Raw genomic sequence first — 21,469 nt, forward strand, 5'->3', positions numbered from 1 at the left:
AAACCGACAGAAGATTATGATATTGTATGTCTTAACTTATACGGAAAATGTATAAGGACAGCTCATCTGAAGCTGTCCTTTTCATCCATATGCGGATCAGAAAGAGGGAATGAGCATTGTTCTTACATGGCACAAGCAGACAAAACAAACTAGGTCATTTGGAAATTGGAGGGGTGGATGCGCTTTATTTAGCAGAGCATTACGGCACGCCTCTTTACGTTTATGATGTGGCTTTAATACGTGAGCGCGCTAAAAGCTTTAAACAGGCTTTCATTGCAGCAGATTTAAAGGCGCAGGTCGCATATGCGAGTAAGGCATTTTCATCCGTTGCGATGATTCAGCTTGCTGAACAAGAGGGGCTTTCATTGGACGTTGTGTCCGGAGGAGAGCTGTATACGGCCGTTTCAGCGGGGTTTCCGGCGGAGCGTATACATTTTCACGGCAATAATAAAAGCCGGGAAGAATTACAAATGGCGCTGGATCATCAAATCGGATGCATCGTCGTTGATAACTTCTATGAAATTTCTTTACTTGCGGATTTATGCAGCGAGTCAGGGCGCACGATGGATGTGCTTTTGCGGATTACACCGGGGGTAGAGGCTCACACGCATGATTACATTACGACAGGGCAGGAAGATTCCAAATTCGGCTTTGATCTGCATAACGGTCAAATAGAGAAGGCGATCGAACAAGTTTTACAATCAAAACATATCCATCTTCTCGGTGTGCATTGCCATATCGGCTCGCAGATTTTTGATACCGCGGGTTTTGTGCTGGCCGCAGAAAAAATCTTCGTCAAACTGAATGAATGGAGAGCATCATACGGATTTGTCTCCGAGGTGCTGAACTTAGGCGGCGGCTTCGGAATCCGTTATACCGAAGAGGATGAGCCTCTTCATCCCGCTGTTTATGTAGAAAAGATCATAGAAGCCGTAAAAGAAAATGCAGCGCGTTATTCCTTTGACATTCCGGAAATCTGGATTGAACCGGGACGCTCGCTCGTCGGTGACGCGGGAACAACGCTGTATTCCATCGGGTCTCAAAAAGAAGTGCCCGGCACCCGTAAATATGCAGCGGTGGACGGCGGCATGAGTGACAATATCCGTCCGGCGCTTTATCAGGCCAAATATGAAGCAATTTCGGCAAACAGAATCGGGGAAAACCATGACACAACGGTTTCGATCGCCGGAAAATGCTGTGAAAGCGGAGATATGCTCATATGGGATATTGACCTTCCAGAAGTGAAGGAAGGTGACCTTCTCGCTGTTTTCTGTACGGGAGCATACGGTTACAGCATGGCCAACAACTACAACCGCATTCCGCGTCCGGCTGTCGTATTTGTGGAGGACGGCGAAGCGCATCTTGTCATTAAAAGAGAAACCTACGAAGACATTGTGAAATTAGACTTACCGTTTAAAACGGGAGTCAAACAGTAAAATACAAAAAAGAGACCGGGACTTTTCAGTCCGGTCTCTTTTTTTTAGCTTCAGCCGTTTGATCCTGATTGGCTGCCGCCTGTAAAAACAGACACAATCGCATTCCAAATGGAAACGAAGAAATCTATGACTTTCTGAATAAAGCTTTTACCTTCATCCGATTGAATGAACTTTGTAATTTTATCCTTTGCCTTATCGAGCTGATCGCCGACTTGGCCCCAGTCAATCTTGGCATTTTTCATTTTATTAAACAATGAAACAAGCTGGTTTTTTTGAGCGTCGGTCAATGTGATGTTCAGGTTCGAAGCCGCGTCATCGACTTTCTTCTCAATACCGGCTTTCGTATCAGGCACACCGTTTTTCGCAAAATCCTCTTTAATGTTTGCGATAAGCGCTGAGGCGTTTTTATCCCCGATTTTATCTCCGAGATCTGAAGTCGTTACAAGCTCCTGGTTTGCAACCTGTTTAACATCTTCAGAAATAGCCTTGTCAGATGAGACCTCATATGCCTTAATGATGCCTGTTAATGCAGCGGTTCCTGACACTTCAAACGGAGCCGTCACATACACTTTCGCATCTTTTACCCCCGCTGTCATCAGGGCGTTTAAGTACATTTCATCCGTAATGGAATCAATATTATGGGTCTTAACATCAAGACCCGAGCCTTTCTTTGCCACCGTGATGGATGATGAGGAAATCGCTCTTGTGCCGATTTGCGCCTTAGATATATATTTTCCTAGATATTCATGTTCTTCTTTATTTGTGACGGTTACTTTCGTCGCGTTATCAGGTACATTTAATTCGTCAAGCACCTTTTGACGGTCTGTGCTTGATAGGTCTGCCCCTAGCGTGACGATGACATCTCCGACCGCGGCATCGGCAAGGCTGATTTTCGGTATTGTTAACAATACGACGGCCGCCGCCAGCATTCCAATCCACATTTTTTTCAAAGCGGTTAACCTCCTTCTTTTCACAAACGCCGTCTTAAGGCGGTTCGTGAGGGACTGCATAAGACAGTTCCGATACATAGACGGCTGTGAAGCTGTTCTGGTTTCATTTTCTTTCTTTGGAAGCGGGGAGATTCGTTTTCCGGCTGAAGGTGTGGTATAATAGCCGCGAAAAGAAGAGCAAACGCTTCTTCCTTCAAAAGAATATCAAAAAGAAGGCCGGCTTACAATTGAAATTCAATTGCGGAGGCTTTGACAAAACAATAAGGAAGTAGGAATGAGAATGAAAACTGGTTACATAGTAATGGAAAACGGCAGCAGAATTGAATTTGAACTTTACCCGAATGAAGCGCCAAACACAGTTGCCAACTTTGAAGAGCTGGCAAACACGGGATTTTATGACGGCGTGATTTTCCACCGCGTTATTCCGGGCTTTGTAAGCCAAGGCGGAGACCCGACCGGGACAGGCATGGGAGGAAGCGGAAAAACAATCAAATGTGAAACGGAAGGCAACCCGCACAAGCACGAAGCCGGTTCTTTATCAATGGCGCACGCCGGTAAAGACACAGGCTCAAGCCAATTCTTTATCGTGCATGAGCCGCAGCCGCATTTAAACGGTGTTCACACTGTTTTCGGAAAAGTAACAAGCGGATTAGAGCATGCGAAAAACATGTCTAACGGCGATAAAATGAAAGAAGTCCGTATAGAAGGTTAATGAGAGAAAAGCCCGCCCTTTAAAGGCGGGCATTTTTTTGTACATGATAAATCTCATATGGAAAAGTGAAAATATACATATATGAACACCCGTGATCCTTCTGGTATAGTGATAAAGACGGACAAAAAAGAAAAGAGGTAGAAACGTTGGTTCAATTGGCAATAGCTCTATTTGTCATCATATGTATTGCACTTATTATTTGGTTCAGAGTAAAAAAGGGAAACCGGCCTATTAGAGGCGGCGGCTTCGGCATCATCTCGCCGCTTATTATAATCGCGATTGTTTTCTCCTTCAGTATCAGCCAGCTCATGAATATACCGGGAAAGCCATTTCATTTTCCCGCTTATTGGGAGCTCGCCATCGCCGGCCTGTTAGGGGCGCTTTTTGGCGCCGTCATGCTGTCGCAAACCGCGTATGAAGTTCGTGAAGACGGGTTTGTCTATTCGAAACGGAATAAAAACTTTAAATATGTCATTATATCGATCATTGCAATCCGTATCGTGTTAAGCCAATATTTTAAAAACATTGATGCGGCGGAATTTGCGGTATTAACAATGGAGCTGGCATTTGTGTACTTATGCATTTGGCGGATCGGAAGCTTTGTTAAATTCAGGAAAATCAGCAAAACCGAATTGTGAAAAAGAAAAAAATGGATAACGCCGCGGCGCCTTATTTGCCTTCTGTACAGGGATTCATGGTAAAATAAAAAAGACCATGGATAATGGGAGGAAATCAGTTGAAATCAGAAAAAGAAAAAACTTCTAAAAAAAGCGTCCTGTTGGATTGGGCAAAAGCCATCATCATCGCTGTCATCCTGGCAGTGCTCATCCGCAACTTTTTATTTGCTCCTTATGTCGTTGACGGGAGGTCAATGGATCCAACCCTGCATGACCGCGAGAGGATTTTTGTCAATATGACGGTCAAATACATAAGCGAGTTTAAACGGGGCCAAATCGTTGTCTTGAACGGGGAGAATGAGCACTACGTAAAACGCATTATCGGACTTCCGGGCGACACGGTGCAAATGAAAAACGACCAGCTGTACATTAACGGAAAAAAAGTGTCAGAACCTTATTTGGCGGCTAATAAGAAAAAAGCGAAGCAAGACGGCTATGACCATTTAACGGATGACTTCGGTCCTGTGAAAGTGCCGGATGACAAGTATTTCGTGATGGGTGATAACCGCAGAGAATCTATGGACAGCCGCAACGGGCTGGGGCTTTTCACGAAAAAACAAATTGCCGGCACAGCAAAATTCGTCTTCTTCCCGTTTCAAGAAGTACGCCGGACGAAGTAACACACCTAGCAGTTTTCTTAAAAAGAAAACTGCTTTTTTTATAAATGTTCGTCCCCACCCTCAAAAACAGAACATAAATTCGTATATCTATAAAATAGATAGAAAGTTTTACAGATAGATGAAACATATTCCCTTTACGGAACGTTATATGAATAACTCTTTAGGGAACAACGGTTTTCTATTCATGAAAAAAAGGAATATTACATAATAATGAATAGATTGATATGCGCTGGAGGTTAAAAAATGGGAAGAATAAAAACAAAGTTAACCATTTTAGTTGTGCTTCTGCTTTTACTGGCGGGCGGCTTCATGGTGATTAACGATATTGAGCTGAAAGACGTGCCGACTGCAATCGGACAAACCCTGTCCCAGGAAAAAGAAGAATATACGACGAAAACATACAAAATTACGAAAATCGACGGTTCTGAATATCACGGTACGGCAGCAAACGGAACAAAAATCATTTTTAACGGTGAAAAGCTGCAGCAAGATCTTTCTGATATTAAAGAAGGAGATAAAATCAAGGCTTATTTCAGCAAATCCAACCGCATTGACGGTTTGCTGAAGGTCGTCAAAGTAAATGAATAACGAGAGGCGCCTCTTATGTAAAAAGGGCGCTTTTTGTATTTTTCTAAAAATTTTAAGTGTTTATTCATTGCGCCTTCTGTAAAGGATCGTTATAATAGCGACTAAGGACAAAAAAATATTGATTGTATCCTTCGGGGCTGGGTGAAAATCCCGACCGGCGGTAATAAGGCGCCATGCGCTTTACAGCCCGTGACCCGTATGCATTCGCATACGGTGGATTCAGTGAAAAGCTGAAGCCGACAGTGAAAGTCTGGATGGGAGAAGGATGAGAGAAGCTATGCAAAAAGAAACACGTTGCATAGTTTTATTTCCTATGGTTAAAAAATGGCGAGGCCCCGAACTGTGTAAACATTCGGGGCTTTTTTGACGCCAAATTGCGTAAAGAAGGGAGGGATAAAGAGATGGAAGAATACTATATGAATACGGCGATAGAGCTTGCCAAACGGGGCGAAGGACAGACACAGTCCAATCCGCTTGTCGGTGCGGTTGTCGTCAAGGACGGACATATTGTCGGAATGGGCGCTCATTTAAAATACGGAGAGGCCCATGCGGAGGTCCACGCTATCAGAATGGCCGGTGAACATGCCAAGGGTGCTGATATCTATGTAACGCTTGAGCCGTGCAGCCATTACGGAAAAACGCCGCCGTGCGCCGAACTGATCATAGAGTCAGGAATAAAAAGGGCATTTATCGCCATGAAAGACCCCAACCCGCTTGTTGCCGGGAAAGGCATCAGTATGTTAGAAGCGGCGGGCATTGAAGTGACAACAGGTATTCTAAAGCATCAGGCAGAAGAGCTTAATAAGATGTTCCTTCACTTCATGCAGACGGGACTTCCGTACGTTACATTAAAAGCAGCCGCAAGCCTTGACGGGAAAACTGCGACCCAAACGGGCGACAGCAAATGGATTACATCAGAGGCGGCCAGGCTTGATGCCCAGCAATACAGGAAATCGCATCAAAGCATTCTTGTCGGCGCAGGCACTGTCAAAGCCGATAATCCGAGCTTAACCTGCAGGCTTCCTGATACGCCGAAGCAGCCTGTCAGAGTCATTCTTGACACAAAACTGACTATTCCTGAAACGGCAAACGTCATCTCTGACCGCGCTGCGCCGACATGGATTTTTACGGCGAACGGTGCTGACGAGCAGAAGAAAAATCGGATTGCCGCTCTCGGAATCAAAATATTTACGCTTGAAACAGACCGGATTCACATTCCCGAGGTACTCGGCATTCTGGCTGAAAATGGCATTATGTCGGTATATGTGGAAGGCGGAGCGTCCGTACACGGAAGTTTTGTCAAGGAAGGCTGTTTTCAAGAGCTTCATTTTTATTTTGCCCCTAAACTGATCGGAGGAACGCTTGCTCCCAGCTTAATCTCCGGTGAAGGTTTTCAATCAATGAAAGATGTCCCCCATTTACAATTCACACAAATTACCCAAATCGGCCCGGATATTAAATTGACGGCCACACCTCAAGACGAAAAGGATGGTGACGATGTTTACAGGAATCGTTGAAGAAACAGGCACGATCCAAACAATGAAAAAGACAGGCCTTTCCATGGCTTTAACCATTGCGGCTTCAAAAGTGATAAATGACGTAAAGCTTGGCGACAGCATCGCCGTCAACGGCATTTGCCTGACCGTAACCGATTTTACGAACGCTCAATTTACGGTTGATGTCATGCCGGAAACAGTAAAAGCGACATCGCTGAACGGCTTATCAAAAGGAAGTAAAGTCAACTTGGAAAGAGCAATGTCTGCAAACGGGCGTTTCGGCGGCCATTTTGTTTCAGGCCACGTGGACGGAACTGCGGAGATTACGCGGATAGAGAAAAAAAGCAACGCCGTATATTACGATTTGAAACTGTCACCCGAATTAACGAAAACGCTTGTATTAAAAGGCTCTATTACGGTGGACGGCGTCAGCTTAACGATTTTCGGTTTGACGGACGAAAGCGTAACGGTATCGGTCATCCCGCATACGATCTCAGAAACGATTTTTCAGACGAAAACCGTCGGCTCTATCGTAAATATTGAGTGTGACATGATCGGGAAATACTTATATCGCTTTTTGCACAAAACAGATCAAAACAAGAGCAATCAAACTATCACAGAAGCCTTTTTAAGCGAGAACGGCTTTTAGAGAGGAAGATCGATATGTTTCATCCGATAGAAGAGGCGTTAGAAGCGCTGAAAAAAGGTGAAGTCATCATCGTTGTCGATGATGAAGACAGAGAAAACGAGGGAGATTTCGTAGCGCTTGCTGAGCATGCCACGCCTGAAGTGGTGAATTTTATGGCAACACACGGGAGAGGCCTGATCTGCACACCGCTTTGTGAAGACATCGCAGGCCGCCTGGACCTTCACCCGATGGTGGATCATAATACCGATTCCCACCAGACCGCTTTTACGGTAAGCATCGACCATAGGCTGACAAAAACGGGAATCAGCGCACAAGAACGTTCTTTTACCATTCAGGCGCTGCTTGATGAAGGATCTGTGTCTGCCGATTTTCAGAGGCCTGGACATATTTTTCCGTTAATTGCAAAAAAAGGCGGCGTCCTGAAGAGGGCAGGCCACACGGAAGCGGCGGTTGACCTTGCGGAAGCCTGCGGATCGCAAGGAGCCGGAGTCATCTGTGAAATTATGAATGAAGACGGAACGATGGCCAGAGTTCCCGAATTAGCTGAAATCGCTAAACGGCATCAGCTGAAAATGATTACGATAAAAGACTTAATAGAGTACCGCTACAACATCACAACGCTCGTCAACAGAGAAGTTGACATTACGCTTCCGACTGACTTCGGCACTTTCCGTGTTTACGGATACACAAACGAAGTTGATGGAAAAGAACATCTCGCCTTTGTGATGGGGGATGTGCCGTTTAATGAGGAGCCTGTTCTGGTCAGAGTGCATTCAGAATGCCTGACGGGCGACGTGTTTGCTTCCCATCGCTGTGATTGCGGACCTCAGCTGCACGCAGCACTTGCGCAAATTGCTGAAGAAGGCAGGGGTGTCTTGTTGTATTTGCGCCAGGAAGGGAGAGGCATCGGCTTAATTAACAAATTAAAAGCGTATCAATTGCAGGAACAAGGATATGACACGGTTGAAGCCAATGAAGCGCTCGGCTTTTTGCCTGATTTGCGCAATTACGGCATTGGCGCTCAAATACTCCGTGATTTAGGGGTTCAGAATATGAAGCTTCTGACCAATAACCCCCGTAAAATTGCCGGCCTTGAAGGATACGGCCTCAGCATTTCCGAGCGGGTCCCCCTTCAAATGGAAGCAAAAGAGCATAACAAACAATATTTGCAGACCAAAATGGAAAAACTCGGACACCTGCTTCATTTCTAAAAACAAAACACACAAAAAAGGATGGATATCATATGAATATTATACAAGGAAACCTAGTTGGAACAGGACTCAAAATCGGAATCGTCGTCGGCAGATTTAATGAATTCATTACAAGCAAGCTGTTAAGCGGTGCGGAAGATACATTGCTTCGCCACGGCGTAGAGTCAGGCGATATTGACGTTGCCTGGGTGCCGGGAGCATTTGAAATTCCGTTTGCAGCGAAAAAAATGGCGGAAACGAAAAAATACGATGCCATCATTACACTCGGCACCGTCATCAGAGGAGCGACAACGCATTACGACTATGTCTGCAATGAAGCCGCGAAAGGAATTGCGCAGGCGGGGAACACGACGGGCGTGCCGGTTATTTTCGGCATCGTGACAACGGAAACCATTGAACAAGCCATCGAGCGCGCCGGTACGAAGGCGGGAAATAAGGGAGCGGATTGCGCAGTATCCGCCATTGAAATGGCAAATTTAAACCGTTCATTTGAATAATTTGTTGAAAAGAGTTTAAAACCGCGGCGAAAATGATATAATGTGAGAAAACGGATCACCTTTATTTATCCGTTTGATAGACATGAATGGACATTTTGGATACAGAGGGGTTTTTATGTTAATTCGTTATAAAAAATCGTTTGAAAAGATTGCGATGGGTCTTCTGTCATTTATGCCGAATGAAAAAGATCTCAAGCAGCTTCAGCAGACAATGAAGGACTATGAAACGGATACTGGCCGCCAGCTCTTTCTTTGGAAAGAGGATGAAGATATCGTCGGAGCGATCGGAATCGAAAAAAAAGATTCTGAAGTTGAAATCCGCCATATCAGCGTGAATCCTTCTCACCGCCATCAAGGAATCGGAAAACAAATGATGGACGCCTTAAAACGTTTATTTAAAACAGAGGCGATCGTTCCAAATGAATTAACGCAAAGCTTTTTTGAACGCTGTCAACATCAAACAGATCAAGATATCTCATATAATAACTAAGGAAGGCTAAAGTGCCTTCCTGTGGCAAAGCCCGAAACGGCAATCCTGTTTCGGGCTTTGGTTTTTTATACGAAAAGAGGCTTGCGGTCAGCCTCTGTTTTTTTTTCTTCTCTCGATTTGCCGCTCGCGTTCCATGATAACATCCGTCCTGTCCCGCAGACGATGCTTATGGATAAGAAAAGTATCAGTTAATATGCTGTTTTGCCCCCACGTATATCCTTTCCGGCGGCATTCTTCAAGACATGCTTCCTTCAGGCTTTCGTCGATAATCGGCAGCATGACGCTTTTGTACGGTAAGCCTGCTTCTATATCGTCTGACAGCGATTCAATCAGCTCAATCAGCCGCGGATAACTCAGTCCGAGAGAACAGACAGCCTGTTCTTCAGACCGCAGAATACGTAAGCTGTTGGCTATCAGCCGTTTGGCGCCGGCTTCATTTTGCCTCCGCTGATGGTATAATGCGACGGCAAGCTGAATCAGCCCGACCCAATAGATGTTCCGCTCCTTAGGCGGACGTTCTTTCCAATATTCCTCTAACAGTTCATGACATTCAAAATAATCTCTTGTTGCGTGAAATTCGGCTAAAAAGCCGATATAAGCTTTTGGATACAAGCCGCTTCCTCCTTTTATGCTAAGCCTAGTGTAACACAGCGACATTAAAAGGAAAAAAAGAGCGGCTTGATTTCTGCTTCCTGCCGGACTAGCAGATATAAGCTGCTCCTACGACTACGAGCAAAATGAACAGAACGACAATTAATGCAAATCCTCCGCCGAAACAAGCTCCATCCATGTACAATCAGCCTCCCTTTGTTTCATGTTTACACGAGTATCATATGTGCATCCGCCTTTTAAGGTATAGGCGGATATCTTCTTTTTCAGTATTTTCTAAATAACAGAGCCCGTTTATAAAAATATTGGACGAGAGCATTTTGGTGGATTATACTAAAGGATAGCCAGTTTTTCCGGCAATGAGAGTGATATTGAAAATGGTGAGATAATGGTAGAATATCAAGTGAAAATTGATACGTTTGAAGGCCCATTGGACCTGCTGCTTCATTTAATTAACCGTCTGGAAATCGACATATACGACATACCCGTGGCAACCATTACAGAACAATATTTATTATATGTACATACAATGCAAGTGCTTGAACTTGACGTAGCCAGCGAATATTTAGTCATGGCGGCGACACTGCTCAGCATTAAAAGCAGAATGCTGCTTCCGAAACAAGAGGAAGAGCTTTTTGAAGATGAAATGCTTGAAGAAGAAGACCCTCGCGATGAGCTGATTGAAAAGCTGATTGAGTATAGAAAATATAAAAGCGCTGCGAAGGATTTAAAAGAGCGGGAAGAAGAAAGACAAAAATCTTTTACAAAGCCGCCGAGTGATTTAAGTGAGTATGCGAAAGAAATAAAACAGACGGAGCAGAAACTGTCAGTTACCGTCTATGATATGATCGGCGCGTTTCAAAAGGTGCTGCAGCGGAAAAAAATTACGCGGCCGAAAGAAACGACCATTGCAAGACAGGAAATTCCGATTGAAGAGAGAATGAACGAAATCGTAAAAAGCCTTAAAACGGCGGGAAAAAGAATGAACTTTATGGAGCTTTTTCCGTATGAGCAAAAAGACCATCTAGTCGTGACTTTTTTAGCTGTTCTTGAGCTGATGAAAAATCAGCTGATTCTGATTGAGCAGGAAGAAAACTTTTCAGATATATACATTACGGGGAGTGAATCCATTCATGGCGCTTGATATCGTGAATTGGAAAGCAATTGTGGAGGCCCTGCTGTATGCGGCGGGTGATGAAGGGCTGACCAAAAAACAACTAGTAACGGTGCTTGAAATAGAAGAGGCGGAACTGGCCGGAATAATGGAAGAAGTCGCCGCCCAGTACCGGGAAGAAAACAGAGGCATCGAGCTTACCGAGTATGCGGATACGTATATGCTTTCAACAAAAAAAGAGTTCGTTCCGTATTTGAAAAAATTAATTGAAGTGCCGTCAAAAGGGTTATCGCAGGCTTCGTTAGAAGTTCTGGCGATTGTTTCTTACAGACAGCCGATCACACGGGCGGAAATTGAAGATATCCGGGGAGTGAAATCAGAACGGATTTTGCACAGCCTCGTGTCAAAAGCGCTGCTGTGTGAGGTCGGGCGCGCCGACGGCCCCGGCCGGGCGATATTATACGGCACGACACCGGTGTTTCTTGAGCAATTCGGCTTGAAAACATTGGACGAACTGCCGCCATTGCCTGAGCATGGGGAGGAAGACGTTCTTCAAGAGGAAGCCGATTTATTTTTTGAAAACTTTAACCAAACTTTTGAGGATATAAAATAATAGCAGTTTTTCATCATACGATAGTAGGGAAAGGCCATTGATGAATGACGCAAGATGCGAAGTACAGGAGAGGAAGGAAACGGACAGAATGGGAAATTCGATTGTGAGGGCCCATACAGAAGAAACAGGTGAATTTTTAGCAAAGGTTGTCACGATGGTCAGCAGATATTTAAACCATACAACATTACCGGATATGCAGGCTTCCGGAGGTGCGGATGAGACGTATTGTCAGGACGTGCTCAGTGTTTTGAGAAGAATGACCGTCTTTTGCGAAGGTGCTCAGGAGGCCTGCCGCCGGCTCTTAATCCAGGAGCCGTTTCATGAGGCAAGTGCGGAAAAAATGCTGTATAAAGTATATCATCAGTGCGTAGAAGAATTTTTTATGCCGAAAAAAGACACGTGGTATGAAAACAGCCGTGCGGCTTATACAGACCAAAGCGCGATTCAATTTTATCAGCGCGTGCCGGACTCGCTGCGAAGCTTGCTCCTGGCGCTCAGCCGGGATTTTCTGCACATGCGGGAAGAATTGGCGCAATACGAAGCCTCAGGTTCAAACATCGCTACTGTCAGATGAAAACTCTCCCCGTCCGGGAGAGTTTTTTTATGCTGAACGGAACGTAAATGTTAATCATAAGTCATGGACATGCGCATAAACTTGTACAAACCACAACAAGGACGTGAGCATTCATGCGCTTTCCAAAAAAAGCTGTTGTATTCCTTCTGGCTTTTCTTTTTCTTCTTTCCATCATAGACGGCAATACAGCACATGCCCAAATACATGTCAGCGCAAAAAGCGCGATTATCATTGACGGAACATCAGGCAGGGTTTTATTTGCAAAAGATGAACACCATAAGCGGCGGATCGCAAGCATCACCAAAATCATGACAGCCGTACTCGCGATTGAATCGGGAAAGATGGAAGAAACCGTCACGATTTCTCCCAACGCCGTGAAAACAGAAGGCTCAGCGATTTACGTGCAGCCGGGACAAAAGGTCAAACTGAAGGACCTTGTCTACGGGCTCATGCTGAGGTCGGGAAATGACGCCGCTGCAGCGATTGCGGAGTATGTGGGCGGCAGCCTTGACGGATTTGTATTTATGATGAATCAAAAAGCGGAGCAAATCGGAATGGAAAATACGAAATTCCAAAATCCCCACGGGCTGGACGACCATGAAAATTTATATTCAACCGCTTATGATATGGCGCTTTTGACAAAGTACGCGATGAAAATAAAAGAATATCGGACCGTCTCCGGAACGAAAAGATATAAAGCAGAAACAATGGACAGGGTGTGGAAAAATAAAAATAAGCTGCTGACGGGACTTTATCCTTACAGCACCGGCGGTAAAACGGGCTTTACAAAAATAGCGAGACGGACTTTGGTCTCGACCGCTTCAAAAGACGGCACAGATCTGATCGCGGTCACTATTAATGATCCGGACGATTGGGATGACCATATGAATATGTTTAACTATGTATTTGAACATTATAAAACCTATATCGTCGCCAAAAAAGGAGAAATACCGAAGCTGAAAAACACATTTTACGGAAAACATGCCTTTATCAACCGTGATGTCAGCTATCTATTAAAAGAAGACGAAATAGAAGATGTTAAAATCAGCACCACCTTGATCAAGCCGAAAAAAGCCTGGAAAAAGGACGCGTCATTAATTCCTGATGTCGTCGGTCGGATGACTGTCATGCACGACGGGAAAATAATCGCCAAACTGCCGGTCTATTACGAAAATGAACGACATAAAAAACCGAAAAAACACTTCATCGAAACATTTACGAGTCTGTTTATGAGCGCGGCGGGCGGGACAAAATGGTCAATTTAATCTGGGTCGCCCTGACGGTGATCGGACTTGTATTTGCGATGTATAACGGAACCCTGCCTGATGTGAATGAAGCTGTTTTTAAAGGGGCCAAAGAAGCGGTGACAATCTCATTCGGACTGATGAGCGTCCTCGTTTTCTGGCTTGGGCTGATGAAAATAGCCGAGCAGTCGGGGCTTTTGGATATATTCAGCAGGATATGCCGCCCGTTTATTTCGAAGCTCTTTCCTGATATTCCGCCTGACCATCCGGCAATGGGGTATATTTTATCCAATTTGATGGCAAACTTTTTCGGACTGGGAAATGCTGCCACCCCACTTGGCATTAAAGCAATGGAACAAATGAAAAAGCTGAACGGAAACCGGACAGAGGCCAGCCGTTCCATGATTACTTTTTTGGCGGTGAATACGTCAAGCATTACCTTGATACCGACAACCGTAATCGCCGTCCGGATGGCTTATTCGGCAAAGGCGCCGACCGATATTGTCGGACCGACCATTTTGGCGACCTTGATATCAGGAATCGGCGCGATTTTGATCGACCGCTATTTCTTCTATCGCCGCAAAAAGAAGGGGAGGTAAACGAATGGAAGTGGTCAATTGGCTGTCTTTAGCGATGATTCCGATTATTATCGCCGGCATTCTTATTTACGGCACCATTAAAAAAGTTCCGACCTATGAATCGTTCGTTGAAGGCGGAAAGGAAGGAATTGAGATTGCTTTTTCCATTATTCCGTATTTGGTGGGGATGCTTGTTGCCATTACTGTATTCCGGGCATCAGGTGCGCTTGATTTCGTGATGGGAATGTTTAAGCCCGTCTTTACAGCAATCGGCATCCCCGCTGAAGTGGTGCCGCTTGCATTGATCCGTCCGATTTCAGGTACAGCGGCGCTTGGCATGACGACAGATCTCATCGCCGTGTACGGTCCTGATTCATTTATCGGCAGGCTGGCATCGGTCATGCAGGGGTCAACGGACACGACTTTATATGTTCTTACCGTGTACTTCGGAGCAGTCGGAATCAAAAAAATGGGAGATGCGTTAAAGGTAGGTCTTCTCGCCGATTTGATCGGGGTGGTTGCATCAATCATCATTGTTACGTTATTATTTGGAAGCGCCTGAATCAGGCGCTTTTTATATACCAGAATAACTGCTCCTTGAAAAAGCTTGTTTGTTCAGGGGGAAAAAAGTAAGATTATACTTGAGGTGAAAGACATGGAAAGACTGCAAAAAGTTATTGCTCACGCCGGTGTGGCATCACGCAGAAAGGCAGAAGAGCTGATCAAAGAAGGAAAAGTAAAGGTGAATGGAAAAGTAATAACAGAGCTCGGCGTAAAAGTAACCGGCTCTGATCAAATTGAAGTAAACGGATTAAAGGTGGAACGGGAAGAGCCTGTGTACTTTCTTCTCTATAAGCCGAGAGGAGTGATTTCTGCTGCCGAGGACGACAAAGGACGTAAAGTGGTAACCGACTTTTTCAAGGAAGTTCCCCAGCGCATTTATCCGATCGGCCGTCTTGATTATGATACGAGCGGACTCTTATTGCTGACAAATGACGGCGAGTTTGCCAACAAACTCATGCACCCGAAATACGAAATTGATAAGACGTATGTCGCGAAAGTCAAAGGAATTCCTTCAAAGGAACTTCTTCGAAAACTTGAGCGCGGTATCCAGCTTGAAGAAGGCAAAACAGCGCCGGCCAGGGCGAAGCTGCTTTCTTTGGACAAAAGAAAACAGACAAGCATTATCCAGCTGACCATTCATGAAGGGCGAAACAGACAGGTCCGCCGCATGTTCGAAGCGATCGGCCATGACGTGCTGAAACTTAAACGCGAGGTATACGCGTTTTTAGACTTAAGAGGCCTGCGCACGGGGGATGCAAGAGAGCTGACGCCGCATGAGGTGAAACGTCTGAGAGCATTAGCTGAACACGGTAAAAACGCTTTCTAATTTTCACATAACCTTCAAAAATTACAAAACGTGAAAGTGATATAATTGAATGGATTTGCAAGCAGGGGAGGGGAGCAGTGAACAATGAACAAAAAACGGCGTCGTTTATTCATTCGGACCGGCATCCTTCTCATCTTACTCTGCGCGCTCGGATATACCATTTACAATGCTGTCTATACGAACGGGGAACGTATATCTGAGGGGTCCAAGGCCCCGAATTTCGCGCTGAAAGATACGGAGGGCAAGCTCATAGAGCTGAGTCAATTAAAAGGAAAAGGTGTTTTCCTGAATTTCTGGGGGACGTGGTGCGATCCGTGCAAACAGGAATTTCCCTACATGGCAAACCAATATAAGCATTTTAAAGACCTCGGCGTCGAGGTGGTTGCGGTAAATGTCGGAGAATCAAAAATTGCAGTACATAACTTTATGACATCATACGGCGTCAATTTCCCGGTTGCGCTCGATACTGACCGCCAAGTGCTGGACGCGTACGGCGTATCGCCGCTGCCGACAACTTTTTTAATCAATCCCGAGGGGAAAATCGTTAAAGTGGTGACCGGCACAATGACAGAGCGCATGGTTCATGACTATATGAATTTAATTAAGCCGGAGGCGTCTTCATGAAAAAGGTCAAATGCGAATGCGGACATATTAATCCCGCCGGGACGGTATTATGTGAATCTTGCGGAAGGCCGCTCGATGATCATCAGGCGCAGCTTGCCGATATGAGGTATGACGGCAGCGCAAGGCGTTCACAAACGTATAATAAAACAATTATTGATAAGATATGGAATTTCTTTTCTTCCGTTAAAGTCGGAATATGGCTGATCGTTATCACACTTGCCGCGTCGGCATTCGGCACCATTTTTCCGCAGGAAGCCTATTTGCCGCCGGGCGCCCAGCCAGATACATACTATGAACAGCAATACGGCACGATCGGCAAAATCTATTATCTTTTAGGCCTTCACCATTTATATGGCTCTTGGTGGTATATGCTTCTGATCGCATCCATCGGCGTTTCTCTCGTCATTTGCAGCCTGGATCGGGTGATTCCCCTTTACAGAGCGCTCAAGAATCAAGGCGTGCGGCGAAATCCGGTCTTTTTAAGAAGGCAGCGTCTGTACAGCCGGACAGAAACCGAGCTGACCGATGATACGGTGGACAGAATCAGAACCCAATTAAAGAAAAAACATTATAGATTGCGAGAAAAAGAGGGAAGCATTCTTGCTGAAAAAGGTCGCTTTTCGAGATGGGGACCTTATGTGAACCACATCGGCCTGATCATTTTTCTCATCGGTGCAATGCTGAGATTTGTACCGGGAATGTATGTCGATGAAACCCTATGGGTCCGGGAAGGCGAAACCGCTCCGATTCCCGGCACTGACGGCAAATATTATTTGAAGAATAACCAATTCAGCATGCAGACGTATAACAAAAAAAACGAAGATAAAGTTTTCGCCGACGCCATAGACAGGGCAGGAAACGGCAAGGTCGCCAAAACCTTTAAGACGGACGCCGTTCTTTACAAGAGGGAAGGCGATATTGTATTCGGAGAAAAACCGAAGCTTAAAAGAATAAAAGAAGAAAATATCCGTGTCAATGAACCGCTGCGTTTTGATTCCTTCTCCGTTTATCAAGTGGACTATAAAGAAAACCAGCTGGATCAAATGGTATTTCAGCTGATTGACCAAAAAACAAAACAATCATTTGGGAAGCTGAAGATTAACCTTCTTGATCCTGATACGGACTATGATCTTGGTAGCGGTTACAAAGTGCAGATCGCCAGCTATCTTCCTGATTTTTATTTTAACAAGGACGGAGAACCGAGCACAAAAACCAAGGTCCCTAATAATCCGGCTTTTGTCTTTAAGATAATTGCGCCTGACAAACCGAAAGGGGAGAAAAGCTTTGTTGCGATCCAGCAGACGGTTGAGGGCTCGGGCCATAATAAGTACAAATTAAAATTTGATCATGTCGAAACGAAAAACATTACAGGCCTTACCGTCAGAAAGGATTTAACCTTATGGGTTCTTGCCGTCGGCGGTGCGATTTTTATGATCGGTGTCATTCAAGGCATGTATTGGCAGCACAGAAGAATCTGGCTGCATAGAGGAGACGGGGAAGTGCTGGTCGCGGGACATACGAACAAAAACTGGTTCGGTTTGAAAAAGGATATCGAATATGCTCTAAACGGAACAGGGATTTCAGAACCGGCTGATCAAAAAGAACTGACGAAAAATAAGGCCTAGTGAAAAAGGAGTGGTGTCATGGCGGAGCTGAGCGCAAATTTTCTTTATGCTGCCTTTTTGATTTATTTAATCGCCGTCCCGATTTTCGGCGGCGCCATCCGGGGAACTAAAGGCAAAAAGGACGGAAAGGGCCGCTGGGCGGCAATTGGAATCACCTTAACGGTTATCGGATTTCTATGTCATCTCGGCTACTTCATTACGAGATGGGCTGCAAGCGGTCATGCGCCTGTCAGCAATATGTTTGAATTTACCACGTCTTTCGGCATGATGCTTGTCCTTGCTTTTATTATTCTTTACTTTATTTATAAGCTGCCGTCTTTAGGAATGTTTACATTGTCGATTGCGCTGCTGCTTATTGCATACGCAAGTATGTTTCCGACAGATATTACGCCTCTAATTCCGTCACTGCAGAGCAATTGGCTGTATATTCACGTGACGACAGCGGCACTGGGGCAGGCTATTCTTGCCATCAGCTTTGTCGCCGGGGTTATATTTCTGTTAAAACATGTCGACCAGTCAAAGCCGAGCAAAAAAACATTTTGGCTTGAAGTCATTATGTTTATCCTCGTGACGGCCGTGGCGTTTATCGCGGTCACGTCGGCATTCCGGCTTGCTGATTATAAAGCTGAGTTTAATTGGGTGGATAAAAAACAGAATAAAAGTGTCATGGTATACGATATGCCCGCACTTGTCGGGCCGCATGATGGAGAACTGCTCACAGAAGGCGCGATGAAGCCGGTCATTGAGCTTCCCGCCATTTTTTCAGGCAGAAAAGTAAATACGGTTATTTGGTCGTTTGGTGCGGGGCTTGTGTTATACGGCGCACTCAGGCTGATACTCAGAAAAAGAATCAGCGCATTTATCAGTCCGCTCGTAAAGAATGTGAACCTGGATTTGGTCGATGAAGTCGGCTACCGCGCCGTTTCCATCGGCTTTCCGGTGTTTACTCTCGGCGCCCTCGTGTTTGCGATGATTTGGGCGCAGCTTGCATGGACGCGGTTTTGGGGCTGGGACCCTAAAGAAGTTTGGGCCCTTATTACCTTTTTATTTTACGCCGCTTACTTGCACTTGCGGCTGTCAAGGGGCTGGCATGGCGAGAAATCAGCATGGCTTGCTGTGATCGGCTTTGCCATTATTATGTTTAACTTAATTTTTGTGAATCTTGTGCTTGCCGGACTTCATTCGTACGCATAGACCAGAAAGCGATACAGTTCTCAAGCCGCCGCACAGTTTGTTAAAATGATAGTAACAGAAGGAAAGCAGGGGGAAAACGATGGATCAAACAAATGAAACTAAAATATTAGTAGTAGATGATGAAGCCAGAATTCGCCGCCTTTTAAGAATGTACCTTGAACGGGAAAACTACGTGATTGAAGAAGCGGAAAACGGCGATGAAGCCATAAAGATGGGGCTGGCATCAGATTATGATCTCGTGCTGCTTGATTTAATGATGCCGGGAACAGACGGAATAGAAGTCTGCCGCCAGCTCAGAGAAAAAAAAGCGACTCCGATCATTATGCTGACTGCAAAAGGGGAAGAAGCCAACCGCGTACAGGGATTTGAAGCCGGAACGGATGACTATATCGTGAAGCCTTTCAGCCCAAGAGAAGTGGTGCTTCGTGTGAAGGCGCTTTTGAGAAGGGCTTCCCAAACGTCATACTTTACCGCCAATACGCCGACTAAAAATGTACTTGTTTTTTCTCATCTTTCAATCGATCACGATGCCCACAAAGTTACCGCAGACGGCACGGAAGTGAGCTTGACGCCGAAGGAATACGAGCTTCTGTATTTTTTGGCGAAAACGCCTGATAAGGTCTATGACCGGGAAAAGCTCTTAAAAGAAGTGTGGCAGTACGAATTTTTCGGTGATCTCAGAACGGTGGACACTCATGTAAAACGGCTTCGTGAAAAGTTGAACAAAGTTTCCCCGGGAGCGGCGAAAAAAATCGTCACCGTATGGGGCGTAGGGTACAAATTTGAGGTAGGCGCTGAATGAAGTTTTGGAAAAGCGTAGTAGGAAAGCTTTGGTTTACCATTCTTTCGCTCGTGTTAATCGTATTATTCATTTTAACCGTCCTTTTGCTGGAATTTATAGAAAATTATCACGTCGAAGAAGCGGAAGAAGATTTAACGCAGCTTGCCGATAAAGTTGCGGTCATTTTAGAAAACCATGAAGACCAGGCTTTGGCAAGATCCATTACGTGGGAGCTGGCTGACAATTTAACGAGCATTGCGATCATTCAGGATGATAAACATGTTTGGTATTCGCCTAATGATGATAATCATTTATCATCCATTACGTTGTCGCAAATTGAACGTGACCGTGATTTACACAAAGCGCTGAACAGCCATAAAAAAGTCAGCAAACGCGCCGGGCCGAATGATACTGAACGGCTGATCGTCGGAGTGCCGTATGAAAAAGACGGCAAAAAAGGCATGGTCTTTTTATCACAGTCACTGCTTGCTGTAAAAGACACGACTAAACATACGACCCGTTACATCTTTCTCGCCGCGGGTATTGCCATTGTGCTGACGACGTTTTTTGCCTTCTTTTTATCAAGCAGGGTAACGTACCCGCTTCGAAAAATGCGGGAGGGCGCACAGGATCTGGCAAAGGGAAAGTTTGACACGAAAATTCCGATCCTCACACAAGATGAAATCGGGGAGCTCGCCATTGCTTTTAACCAGATGGGCCGGCAGCTCAATTTTCATATTAATGCCTTGAATCAGGAAAAAGAACAGCTGTCGAACATTTTAAGCAGTATGGCCGACGGGGTCATCACCATTAATATTGACGGCACCATTTTGGTGACCAATCCGCCGGCTGAACGTTTCCTGCAGGCCTGGTATTATGAGCAGAATATGAATATAAAAGAAGATGACAATCTTCCGCCGGAAGCAAAAGAGCTGTTCCAAAATGCCGTCAGCACAGAAAAAGAACAAATGATTGAAATGACACTTCAAGGAAGGTCATGGGTGCTTTTGATGTCGCCGCTTTATGCAGAATCACATGTTCGCGGTGCTGTGGCCGTGCTCCGGGATATGACTGAAGAACGCAGGCTTGATAAATTGCGCGAGGATTTCATTGCCAATGTCAGTCATGAACTCAGAACGCCGATTTCTATGCTGCAAGGGTACAGTGAAGCGATAGTGGACGATATTGCAAGCACGGAAGATGACAAAAAAGAGATTGCCCAAATTATATACGATGAATCCCTGCGTATGGGAAGGCTCGTAAATGATTTGCTGGATTTGGCGAGAATGGAATCCGGCCATACGGGACTTCATTATGAGAAAGTCAATCTGCATGAATTTCTTGAGAAAATCTCCCGTAAATTTTTCGGAGTAGCCAAGGAAAAGGGAGTTGCGCTTACAGAAGATATATCAGTGACGGAACCGGAATGTACGTTTGATGAGGACAAAATGGAGCAAGTCTTTACGAATCTCATTGACAATGCACTGCGCCACACCGAGTCCGGCGGAAGCGTCCATATCGCCGCCCAAACCGTAAAAGACGGTTTGAAGATCGATATCAAGGATTCCGGCACTGGTATTCCGGAGGAGGATCTGCCCTTTATTTTCGAGCGTTTTTATAAAGCGGATAAAGCGCGGACAAGAGGAAGGGCAGGCACGGGGCTCGGTCTTGCCATCGTTAAAAACATCGTGGAAGCCCACGGCGGTTCGATTGCGGTACACAGCAGAATCGACAAGGGAACGACGTTTACCTTTTATATTCCGACAAAAACGCAAGAGGGCGTCTGAAATTGACGAA

Annotated in this window: 25 protein-coding genes and 1 riboswitch; of the genes, 22 read left to right on the forward strand and 3 right to left on the reverse strand. The window is 45.3% G+C overall.

The annotated features are described in order from the left end of the window. Nucleotides 1-116 precede the first annotated feature (116 nt). Nucleotides 117-1,436 (forward strand): diaminopimelate decarboxylase, encoded by a 1,320-nt coding sequence (gene lysA / locus KY305_RS12815; protein WP_223062864.1) that lies wholly within the window; start codon nucleotides 117-119, stop codon nucleotides 1,434-1,436. Between the two features lie 50 nt (nucleotides 1,437-1,486). Here lysA and KY305_RS12820 read toward each other — a convergent pair whose 3' ends face one another. After that, nucleotides 1,487-2,386, reverse strand: a complete 900-nt coding sequence (locus KY305_RS12820) for a DUF1002 domain-containing protein (protein WP_223062865.1) — start codon at nucleotides 2,384-2,386, stop codon at nucleotides 1,487-1,489. 280 nt (nucleotides 2,387-2,666) lie between these two features. On the opposite strand from KY305_RS12820, the gene KY305_RS12825 reads away from it, so the two are divergent. From KY305_RS12825 to KY305_RS12865, 9 genes are all read left to right on the forward strand, one after another. Beyond that, the gene (locus KY305_RS12825; RefSeq protein ID WP_223062866.1) at nucleotides 2,667-3,098 is read left to right on the forward strand and encodes a peptidylprolyl isomerase; all 432 of its coding nucleotides are present in this window, start codon (nucleotides 2,667-2,669) and stop codon (nucleotides 3,096-3,098) included. Nucleotides 3,099-3,244: 146 nt separating this feature from the next. Then, nucleotides 3,245-3,736, forward strand: coding sequence for a CcdC protein domain-containing protein (locus KY305_RS12830; RefSeq protein ID WP_223062867.1), 492 nt, complete (start codon nucleotides 3,245-3,247; stop codon nucleotides 3,734-3,736). Nucleotides 3,737-3,819: 83 nt separating this feature from the next. Beyond that, on the forward strand, nucleotides 3,820-4,395 hold the full coding sequence (gene lepB, locus KY305_RS12835; RefSeq protein WP_223062868.1) for a signal peptidase I: 576 nt from the start codon (nucleotides 3,820-3,822) through the stop codon (nucleotides 4,393-4,395). Between the two features lie 243 nt (nucleotides 4,396-4,638). Continuing rightward, nucleotides 4,639-4,983 carry a hypothetical protein gene (locus KY305_RS12840; protein WP_223062869.1) on the forward strand — a complete coding sequence of 115 codons (345 nt, stop codon included), beginning with the start codon at nucleotides 4,639-4,641 and terminating at the stop codon, nucleotides 4,981-4,983. Nucleotides 4,984-5,106: 123 nt separating this feature from the next. Continuing rightward, nucleotides 5,107-5,253: riboswitch (FMN riboswitch) on the forward strand. Nucleotides 5,254-5,384: 131 nt separating this feature from the next. Continuing rightward, entirely contained in the window at nucleotides 5,385-6,500 is a 1,116-nt protein-coding gene (gene ribD / locus KY305_RS12845) for a bifunctional diaminohydroxyphosphoribosylaminopyrimidine deaminase/5-amino-6-(5-phosphoribosylamino)uracil reductase RibD (protein WP_223062870.1), read from the forward strand. Further along, nucleotides 6,481-7,128 carry a riboflavin synthase gene (ribE, locus tag KY305_RS12850; protein ID WP_223062871.1) on the forward strand — a complete coding sequence of 216 codons (648 nt, stop codon included), beginning with the start codon at nucleotides 6,481-6,483 and terminating at the stop codon, nucleotides 7,126-7,128. The genes ribD and ribE overlap by 20 nt, the downstream gene beginning before the upstream one ends. A 14-nt stretch (nucleotides 7,129-7,142) precedes the next feature. After that, nucleotides 7,143-8,339: a bifunctional 3,4-dihydroxy-2-butanone-4-phosphate synthase/GTP cyclohydrolase II gene (locus tag KY305_RS12855; RefSeq protein WP_223062872.1), complete on the forward strand. Its 1,197-nt coding sequence runs from the start codon at nucleotides 7,143-7,145 to the stop codon at nucleotides 8,337-8,339. Nucleotides 8,340-8,371: 32 nt separating this feature from the next. After that, a complete protein-coding gene (gene ribH / locus KY305_RS12860) occupies nucleotides 8,372-8,836 on the forward strand; it encodes a 6,7-dimethyl-8-ribityllumazine synthase (protein ID WP_223062873.1) in 465 nt (154 codons plus the stop codon). 115 nt (nucleotides 8,837-8,951) lie between these two features. Continuing rightward, complete coding sequence (locus KY305_RS12865; protein WP_214798887.1) at nucleotides 8,952-9,326, forward strand: GNAT family N-acetyltransferase; 375 nt, start codon at nucleotides 8,952-8,954, stop codon at nucleotides 9,324-9,326. A gap of 87 nt (nucleotides 9,327-9,413) precedes the next feature. Here the strand turns inward: KY305_RS12865 and KY305_RS12870 are convergent, their stop codons facing one another. Next, nucleotides 9,414-9,938, reverse strand: coding sequence for a DUF309 domain-containing protein (locus tag KY305_RS12870; protein ID WP_223062874.1), 525 nt, complete (start codon nucleotides 9,936-9,938; stop codon nucleotides 9,414-9,416). 88 nt (nucleotides 9,939-10,026) lie between these two features. After that, entirely contained in the window at nucleotides 10,027-10,116 is a 90-nt protein-coding gene (locus tag KY305_RS12875; protein ID WP_223062875.1) for a YjcZ family sporulation protein, read from the reverse strand. A 207-nt stretch (nucleotides 10,117-10,323) separates the two neighbouring features. On the opposite strand from KY305_RS12875, the gene KY305_RS12880 reads away from it, so the two are divergent. From KY305_RS12880 to KY305_RS12935, 12 genes are all read left to right on the forward strand, one after another. Next, nucleotides 10,324-11,079 (forward strand): segregation/condensation protein A, encoded by a 756-nt coding sequence (locus KY305_RS12880; RefSeq protein ID WP_214798896.1) that lies wholly within the window; start codon nucleotides 10,324-10,326, stop codon nucleotides 11,077-11,079. Next, complete coding sequence (gene scpB / locus KY305_RS12885; RefSeq protein WP_214798898.1) at nucleotides 11,069-11,662, forward strand: SMC-Scp complex subunit ScpB; 594 nt, start codon at nucleotides 11,069-11,071, stop codon at nucleotides 11,660-11,662. The genes KY305_RS12880 and scpB overlap by 11 nt, the downstream gene beginning before the upstream one ends. A 40-nt stretch (nucleotides 11,663-11,702) precedes the next feature. Further along, nucleotides 11,703-12,236 (forward strand): YpuI family protein, encoded by a 534-nt coding sequence (locus KY305_RS12890; RefSeq protein ID WP_262417741.1) that lies wholly within the window; start codon nucleotides 11,703-11,705, stop codon nucleotides 12,234-12,236. Between the two features lie 113 nt (nucleotides 12,237-12,349). Next, entirely contained in the window at nucleotides 12,350-13,501 is a 1,152-nt protein-coding gene (locus KY305_RS12895; RefSeq protein WP_223062876.1) for a D-alanyl-D-alanine carboxypeptidase family protein, read from the forward strand. Then, nucleotides 13,489-14,079 carry a nucleoside recognition domain-containing protein gene (locus KY305_RS12900; protein WP_223062877.1) on the forward strand — a complete coding sequence of 197 codons (591 nt, stop codon included), beginning with the start codon at nucleotides 13,489-13,491 and terminating at the stop codon, nucleotides 14,077-14,079. Before KY305_RS12895 ends, KY305_RS12900 begins: the two co-directional genes overlap by 13 nt. A 4-nt stretch (nucleotides 14,080-14,083) precedes the next feature. Further along, nucleotides 14,084-14,620, forward strand: coding sequence for a spore maturation protein (spmB, locus tag KY305_RS12905; RefSeq protein WP_214798905.1), 537 nt, complete (start codon nucleotides 14,084-14,086; stop codon nucleotides 14,618-14,620). Between the two features lie 93 nt (nucleotides 14,621-14,713). Further along, nucleotides 14,714-15,448, forward strand: a complete 735-nt coding sequence (gene rluB / locus KY305_RS12910; RefSeq protein WP_214798908.1) for a 23S rRNA pseudouridine(2605) synthase RluB — start codon at nucleotides 14,714-14,716, stop codon at nucleotides 15,446-15,448. Nucleotides 15,449-15,532: 84 nt separating this feature from the next. Next, a complete protein-coding gene (gene resA, locus KY305_RS12915) occupies nucleotides 15,533-16,072 on the forward strand; it encodes a thiol-disulfide oxidoreductase ResA (protein ID WP_223062878.1) in 540 nt (179 codons plus the stop codon). After that, nucleotides 16,069-17,697 (forward strand): cytochrome c biogenesis protein ResB, encoded by a 1,629-nt coding sequence (gene resB, locus KY305_RS12920; RefSeq protein ID WP_223062879.1) that lies wholly within the window; start codon nucleotides 16,069-16,071, stop codon nucleotides 17,695-17,697. The genes resA and resB overlap by 4 nt, the downstream gene beginning before the upstream one ends. An 18-nt stretch (nucleotides 17,698-17,715) precedes the next feature. Beyond that, nucleotides 17,716-18,891 carry a c-type cytochrome biogenesis protein CcsB gene (gene ccsB / locus KY305_RS12925; RefSeq protein ID WP_223062880.1) on the forward strand — a complete coding sequence of 392 codons (1,176 nt, stop codon included), beginning with the start codon at nucleotides 17,716-17,718 and terminating at the stop codon, nucleotides 18,889-18,891. 79 nt (nucleotides 18,892-18,970) lie between these two features. Continuing rightward, the gene (resD, locus tag KY305_RS12930; protein ID WP_223062881.1) at nucleotides 18,971-19,693 is read left to right on the forward strand and encodes a DNA-binding response regulator ResD; all 723 of its coding nucleotides are present in this window, start codon (nucleotides 18,971-18,973) and stop codon (nucleotides 19,691-19,693) included. Next, on the forward strand, nucleotides 19,690-21,459 hold the full coding sequence (locus KY305_RS12935) for an ATP-binding protein (protein ID WP_223062882.1): 1,770 nt from the start codon (nucleotides 19,690-19,692) through the stop codon (nucleotides 21,457-21,459). Before resD ends, KY305_RS12935 begins: the two co-directional genes overlap by 4 nt. Nucleotides 21,460-21,469: the final 10 nt, after the last annotated feature.

The organism is Bacillus sp. YC2 (assembly GCF_019891195.1).
Lineage (GTDB): Bacteria > Bacillota > Bacilli > Bacillales > Bacillaceae > Bacillus.